Consider the following 7,500-nt stretch of genomic DNA (forward strand, 5'->3'; position numbering starts at 1 on the left):
TTGGAAAATATCTCTGATTTATGGAATAGTGCCTTAAAAGAATTAGAAAAAAAGGTAAGCAAGCCAAGTTATGAAACCTGGTTAAAATCAACAACTGCTCATAACTTGAAAAAAGATGTATTAACGATTACAGCTCCAAATGAATTCGCTCGTGACTGGCTAGAATCTCATTATTCGGAACTAATCTCCGAAACACTTTATGATTTAACAGGGGCAAAACTAGCTATTCGTTTTATCATTCCCCAAAGTCAGGCAGAAGAGGATATAGATCTCCCTTCTGTTAAGCAAAAACACGCACATGATGAGTCTAATCACTTACCACAGAGTATGTTAAACCCAAAATATACATTTGATACATTTGTTATTGGCTCTGGTAATCGTTTTGCACATGCTGCTTCTTTAGCTGTAGCTGAGGCACCAGCTAAAGCCTATAATCCGCTCTTTATTTACGGGGGCGTTGGACTTGGAAAAACACATTTAATGCACGCAATTGGGCATTATGTAATTGAACACAACCCGAATGCAAAAGTTGTATATTTATCATCTGAAAAATTTACAAATGAATTTATTAACTCAATTCGTGATAATAAAGCTGTCGATTTTCGTAATAAATATCGTAATGTAGATGTCTTATTGATAGATGATATTCAATTTCTTGCTGGAAAAGAACAAACGCAGGAAGAGTTTTTCCATACATTTAATGCGTTACATGAAGAAAGTAAACAAATTGTGATTTCAAGCGATAGACCACCAAAAGAAATCCCAACTTTAGAAGATCGCCTTCGTTCTCGCTTTGAATGGGGGTTAATTACGGACATTACGCCACCAGATTTAGAAACTAGAATCGCAATTTTACGTAAAAAAGCAAAAGCAGAAGGTCTTGATATACCAAATGAAGTTATGCTTTATATCGCAAATCAAATCGATTCAAATATTCGTGAACTAGAGGGTGCACTTATTCGAGTTGTAGCTTATTCATCTTTAATTAATAAAGATATGAATGCTGATTTAGCGGCTGAAGCGCTTAAAAATATAATTCCAAACTCTATACCTAGAATTATTTCTATTTCTGATATTCAAAAGGCTGTTGGAGGCGTCTATCAGGTAAAGTTAGAAGATTTCAAAGCAAAAAAACGGACAAAATCCGTTGCATTCCCTCGCCAAATTGCGATGTATTTATCACGTGAACTTACGGACTCATCTTTGCCAAAAATAGGTGAAGAATTTGGTGGCCGCGATCATACAACAGTAATCCATGCTCACGAAAAAATTTCGAAGCTATTAAAAACGGATACTCAATTACAAAAACACGTTGAAGAAATTAAGGATATTTTAAAATAGTAGTAGCTGAATAGTGTGAATAACTTAGCTTATTTTACGCACAGTCTATCCACATGTAGATAGACTGTTTTTACATCTTTAAACAGGGTTATCCACATATCCACAAGCCCTATTACTATTACTACTACTTTTTTATCTTTATTAAATAAATAAAATCTTATACTTACCGGAGGTTTTTCGTTATGCGTTTTACAATACAAAAAGACTATCTTGTAAGAAGTGTACAAGATGTAATGAAGGCAGTTTCTTCTCGTACAACAATTCCAATTCTTACAGGAATTAAAGTTGTAGCAACTGAAGAAGGAGTTACTTTAACAGGTAGTGATGCAGACATCTCTATCGAATCATTTATCCCAGTCGAAGATGCTGGAAAAGAAATTGTGGAAATTGAACAATCAGGAAGTATTATTTTACAAGCAAAGTATTTTAGTGAGATCGTAAAAAAATTACCTAAAGAAACTGTCGAAATTTCTGTGGAAAATCATTTTATGACAAAAATAAAATCTGGAAAATCAGAGTTCAACTTAAATGGTTTAGATGCTGCTGAATATCCGTTATTACCACAAATCGAAGAACATCACGTATTTAAGATTCCAACAGATTTACTAAAGCACATGATTCGTCAAACAGTATTTGCAGTTTCAAGTTCTGAAACAAGACCAATCTTGACAGGTGTAAACTGGAAGGTATATAACAGCGAGCTAACTTGCATTGCAACAGATAGTCACAGGCTAGCACTTCGTAAAGCAAAAATCGAAGGGTATAATATTGCCGATGAATTTCAAGCGAATGTCGTTATTCCTGGTAAGAGCTTAAGTGAATTAAGTAAAATTCTAGATGAATCTGAAGAAATGGTAGATATCGTTATTACGGAGTATCAAGTATTATTCCGTACAAAACATTTATTATTCTTCTCAAGATTATTAGAAGGAAATTATCCAGATACAACGCGTTTAATTCCAGCTGAAAGTAAAACTGATATATTTGTAAATACAAAAGAATTTTTACAAGCGATTGATCGTGCGTCGCTATTAGCAAGAGATGGTCGTAACAACGTTGTTAAATTATCAACATTAGAACAACAGATGTTAGAGATTTCTTCGAATGCACCAGAAATCGGAAAAGTAGTAGAAGAGGTTCAATGTGAAAATGTAGATGGAGAAGAATTAAAAATATCTTTTAGTGCAAAATATATGATGGACGCATTAAAAGCTTTAGATAGTACAGAAATTAAAGTTAGTTTTACTGGAGCGATGAGACCGTTTTTAATTCGCACAGTAAATGATAATTCTATTATCCAGTTAATTTTACCAGTCCGTACTTACTAAGTAAGGATTAAGGGTTGCTAGTGTAAAGGTACTAGTGACCCTTATTTGATTTGTAGGGTATTACTTTCCTAATGCTAGTTTATTTAGTACAATGAAAGAATGAACACTTTCAGAAAGTGAGCGATTTTATGAAACTTATTAAGATTTCAACAGAATACATTACACTAGGACAATTTTTAAAGTTAGCTGATGTAATTGATACAGGTGGCGCTGTGAAATGGTTCTTACAAGAATATGAAGTATATGTGAATCAAGAACTTGAAAATAGAAGAGGCCGAAAGTTATATGCAAATGATGTTGTTGAAATTCCGGGAAGCGGAACTTTCCAAGTTCAGGCATAAAGGGGGATCCCTTTGTTTATTACAGAGATACAATTAAAAAACTATCGCAATTATGAGCATTTAGAGCTTTCCTTTGAGGATAAAGTCAATGTAATTATTGGTGAAAATGCGCAAGGGAAAACGAATCTGATGGAAGCTATTTATGTATTGGCGATGGCGAAATCCCATAGAACTTCGAACGATCGTGAACTCATTCGTTGGGATGAGGATTATGGTAATATAAAAGGTAGATTACAAAGGCGAAATAGTTCATTATCCTTAGAATTAAATATTTCAAAAAAAGGTAAAAAGGCAAAGTTAAATCAGTTAGAACAACAAAAATTGAGCCAGTATATTGGTGAAATGAATGTTGTTATGTTTGCCCCAGAAGATTTAAATCTTGTAAAAGGAAGCCCCCAAGTACGAAGACGCTTTTTGGATATGGAACTTGGACAAATAGCTCCGGTCTATTTGTATGAATTAAGTCAATATCAAAAGGTACTCACGCAACGAAATCATTTACTTAAGAAGATGCAAGGGAATAGTAAAAATGAGGAAACGATGTTGGATGTATTTACACTTCAACTTATTGAGCATGGTGCAAAAATTTTGCGAAAACGTTTTGAGTTTTTGCATTTACTACAAGAATGGGCTGCTCCAATTCACCGCGGGATTAGCAGGGGATTAGAGGAGTTAGAAATTGTTTATAAACCAAGTGTAGATGTATCAGAATCAATGGATTTGTCGAAAATAAAAGAAGTATACTATGAAAGTTTTCAATCTGTGAAACAACGTGAAATTTTTCGTGGTACAACTTTACTAGGTCCTCATCGTGATGATTTACACTTCTTCGTTAATAGTAAAAATGTTCAAGTCTTTGGTTCACAAGGACAACAACGAACAACCGCACTATCCCTAAAATTGGCTGAAATTGAATTGATATACTCAGAGGTTAAGGAATATCCAATCCTTTTACTAGATGATGTGTTATCAGAATTAGATGATTATCGCCAATCGCATCTGCTAAATACAATTCAAGGAAAAGTACAAACCTTTGTGACGACGACGAGTGTCGACGGAATTGAACACGAAACATTGAAAGAAGCGAAAACAATTCATGTAACGAACGGCACGGTAGATTGTGAAATAGACAGGAAATAATTTCTGTTTAAATGGAAAAGTAGGTGATCTTTGTGTCAATGGAACAAAAGCAAATGCAGGAAAATGCATATGATGAAAGTCAGATCCAGGTGTTAGAAGGACTGGAAGCGGTTCGTAAGCGTCCTGGTATGTATATCGGTTCTACAAGTGGAAAAGGTCTTCATCACCTCGTATGGGAAATAGTTGATAACAGTATTGACGAAGCTTTAGCGGGATATTGTGATGAAATTAATGTCAGTATTGAAGAAGATAATAGTATTGTTGTAACAGATGATGGTCGTGGTATCCCAGTTGGTATTCAAGAGAAAATGGGACGTCCCGCTGTAGAAGTTATTATGACGGTACTCCATGCCGGTGGTAAATTTGGCGGTGGCGGTTATAAAGTCTCCGGTGGTTTGCATGGAGTAGGTGCATCTGTTGTAAATGCTTTATCAATAGAATTAGAGGTATTTGTGCATCGAGATGGAAAAATACACTATCAAAAATATGAACGTGGGATCCCAGCTGCGGATTTAAAAGTAATAGGTGAAACTGATCGTACAGGAACGATCACACGCTTTAAGCCAGATGCAGAAATTTTTACAGAGACGACAGAATACGAATTTGATACATTAGCTACTCGTATGCGTGAGTTGGCGTTTTTAAATCGTAATATTAAATTAACAATTGAAGATAAGCGTGAACATAAGCAAAAGAAAGAATTCCATTATGAAGGTGGAATTAAATCATATGTTGAACATTTAAATCGTTCAAAACAACCGATTCATGAAGAACCTGTATATGTTGACGGTTCAAAAGATGGGATTCAGGTTGAGGTTGCTCTTCAATATAACGAAGGCTATACAAATCATATTTATTCATTTACGAATAATATTCATACGTATGAAGGCGGTACACATGAGGTAGGTTTTAAGACTGCTCTAACACGTGTAATTAACGATTATGGTCGTAAAAATAATATTTTAAAAGATGCGGATAGTAATTTAACTGGTGAAGATGTTCGTGAAGGTTTAACAGCAATCGTGTCAATTAAGCATCCAAATCCACAATTTGAAGGACAAACAAAGACGAAACTTGGAAATAGTGAAGCGAGAACGATTACAGAGTCTGTATTCTCAGAGGCGTTTGAAAAGTTCTTATTAGAAAATCCCAATGTTGCACGTAAAATTATAGATAAAGGGACTATGGCAGCACGTGCACGTGTAGCGGCTAAAAAAGCTCGTGAACTAACGCGCCGAAAGAGTGCTTTAGAAGTTTCGAGTTTACCAGGGAAGCTAGCTGATTGTTCTTCTAAAGATCCAGCAATTAGCGAAATTTATATCGTGGAGGGTGACTCGGCGGGCGGATCTGCAAAACAAGGACGCGATCGTCATTTCCAAGCGATTTTACCACTGAAGGGTAAAATTATTAACGTTGAAAAGGCACGTTTAGATAAGATTTTATCAAATGATGAAGTTCGTACAATTATTACAGCAATAGGTACAAATATTGGTGGGGATTTTGATATTGAAAAAGCTCGCTATCATAAAGTTATTATTATGACAGATGCCGATGTTGATGGTGCGCATATTCGTACCCTATTATTAACTTTCTTCTATCGTTATATGCGTCAAATCATTGAGTGTGGTTACATATATATCGCACAGCCACCGTTGTTTAAAGTACAACAAGGTAAAAAAATTCAATATGCTTATAACAATAAAGAACTTGAAAAAATACTAGCTGAATTACCAGCTCAACCTAAGCCTGGGATTCAGCGTTATAAAGGTCTAGGGGAAATGAATCCAACTCAGCTGTGGGAGACGACAATGGACCCAGAAGTACGTTCGTTACTTCAAGTTTCCCTTCAAGATGCAATTGAAGCAGATGAAACATTTGAAATTTTAATGGGTGATAAAGTAGAGCCGCGTCGTAACTTTATCCAAGAAAATGCAAAATACGTGAAAAACCTTGATATTTAAGTGAGTAATGACAGGAATCTAAGTATTCCTGTCTTCTACATATAAATCAATGTATGTGTAACGGAAATGTAAGAGGAGGTGCTCGTTGATGTCAGATAATCAACAACAAGCACGAATTCGAGAAATTAATATTAGTCATGAAATGCGTACCTCATTTTTAGATTACGCAATGAGTGTTATCGTGTCTCGTGCATTACCAGATGTTCGTGATGGATTAAAGCCGGTTCATCGTAGGGTTTTATATGCGATGAATGATTTAGGAATTACAGCTGATAAAGCATATAAGAAGTCGGCGCGTATTGTCGGCGAAGTAATTGGTAAGTATCACCCGCACGGTGATTCAGCTGTTTATGAAACAATGGTACGTATGGCGCAAGATTTTAGTCAACGTTACATGCTTGTTGATGGACATGGTAATTTCGGTTCTGTTGATGGAGATTCAGCGGCAGCAATGCGTTATACAGAAGCAAGAATGTCTAAGATTTCTATGGAATTAATACGTGATATTACAAAGAATACAATTGATTATCAAGATAACTACGATGGTTCTGAAAGAGAACCAGTTGTATTACCAGCGCGTTTCCCTAACTTATTAGTCAATGGTACGACGGGTATTGCGGTTGGTATGGCAACAAACATTCCACCGCATCAACTTGGAGAAGTAATTGATGGTGTGTTGGCATTAAGTCATAACCCTGATATCACTATCGCGGAATTAATGGAATATATTCCTGGACCAGACTTCCCAACATCAGGTTTAATCTTAGGGCGAAGTGGAATTCGAAGAGCTTACGAAACAGGTCGCGGTTCTATTATACTTCGTGCCAAAGTTGAAATTGAAGAGAGAGCAAATGGTAAACAAACTATTATCGTAACAGAACTACCTTATCAAGTTAATAAGGCGCGATTAATTGAAAAGATTGCAGAATTAGTTCGTGATAAGAAAATTGAAGGTATTACAGATTTACGTGATGAATCGGACCGAAATGGTATGCGTATTGTTATGGAAGTACGTCGTGATGCCAATGCCAATGTACTATTAAATAATCTATATAAACATACAGCACTTCAAACAAGTTTCGGTATTAATATGTTGTCTCTTGTAAATGGAGAGCCACAAGTCCTAAATTTAAAACAAAATCTATATTATTATTTAGAGCATCAAAAGGTAGTAATTCGTAGACGTACTGCTTATGAATTAGAGAAAGCAGAAGCGCGTGCTCATATTTTAGAAGGATTACGAATTGCTTTAGATCATCTTGATGAAGTTATTACTTTAATCCGTAGTTCAAAAACAGCTGATATTGCAAAACAAGGTTTAATGGAACGTTTCGGATTAAGTGAGAAACAAGCGCAAGCGATTTTAGATATGCGTTTGCAACGTTTAAC

Annotated in this window: 6 protein-coding genes (1 of these 6 only partly in view); all 6 read left to right on the forward strand. The window is 35.5% G+C overall.

Annotated features, from left to right (window positions below; translation table 11 throughout):
• A complete protein-coding gene (gene dnaA, locus MHB76_RS00005) occupies positions 1-1,341 on the forward strand; it encodes a chromosomal replication initiator protein DnaA (protein WP_002144554.1) in 1,341 nt (446 codons plus the stop codon).
• A gap of 182 nt (positions 1,342-1,523) precedes the next feature.
• Positions 1,524-2,669, forward strand: a complete 1,146-nt coding sequence (gene dnaN / locus MHB76_RS00010; RefSeq protein WP_002068698.1) for a DNA polymerase III subunit beta — start codon at positions 1,524-1,526, stop codon at positions 2,667-2,669.
• Positions 2,670-2,797: 128 nt separating this feature from the next.
• Positions 2,798-3,010 (forward strand): S4 domain-containing protein YaaA, encoded by a 213-nt coding sequence (gene yaaA / locus MHB76_RS00015; RefSeq protein ID WP_002159661.1) that lies wholly within the window; start codon positions 2,798-2,800, stop codon positions 3,008-3,010.
• 12 nt (positions 3,011-3,022) lie between these two features.
• Positions 3,023-4,150, forward strand: coding sequence for a DNA replication/repair protein RecF (recF, locus tag MHB76_RS00020; protein WP_016106803.1), 1,128 nt, complete (start codon positions 3,023-3,025; stop codon positions 4,148-4,150).
• Between the two features lie 38 nt (positions 4,151-4,188).
• On the forward strand, positions 4,189-6,111 hold the full coding sequence (gene gyrB, locus MHB76_RS00025; RefSeq protein WP_033710559.1) for a DNA topoisomerase (ATP-hydrolyzing) subunit B: 1,923 nt from the start codon (positions 4,189-4,191) through the stop codon (positions 6,109-6,111).
• An 88-nt stretch (positions 6,112-6,199) separates the two neighbouring features.
• On the forward strand, positions 6,200-7,500 hold the 5' portion of the coding sequence (gene gyrA / locus MHB76_RS00030; RefSeq protein WP_002113241.1) for a DNA gyrase subunit A. Its footprint extends 1,174 nt past the window's final position; only the first 1,301 of its 2,475 coding nucleotides appear in the window; the start codon lies at positions 6,200-6,202; the stop codon falls past the right edge of the window.

The sequence above is a fragment of the Bacillus sp. FSL M7-1345 genome (assembly GCF_038006985.1).
GTDB lineage: Bacteria > Bacillota > Bacilli > Bacillales > Bacillaceae_G > Bacillus_A > Bacillus_A cereus_U.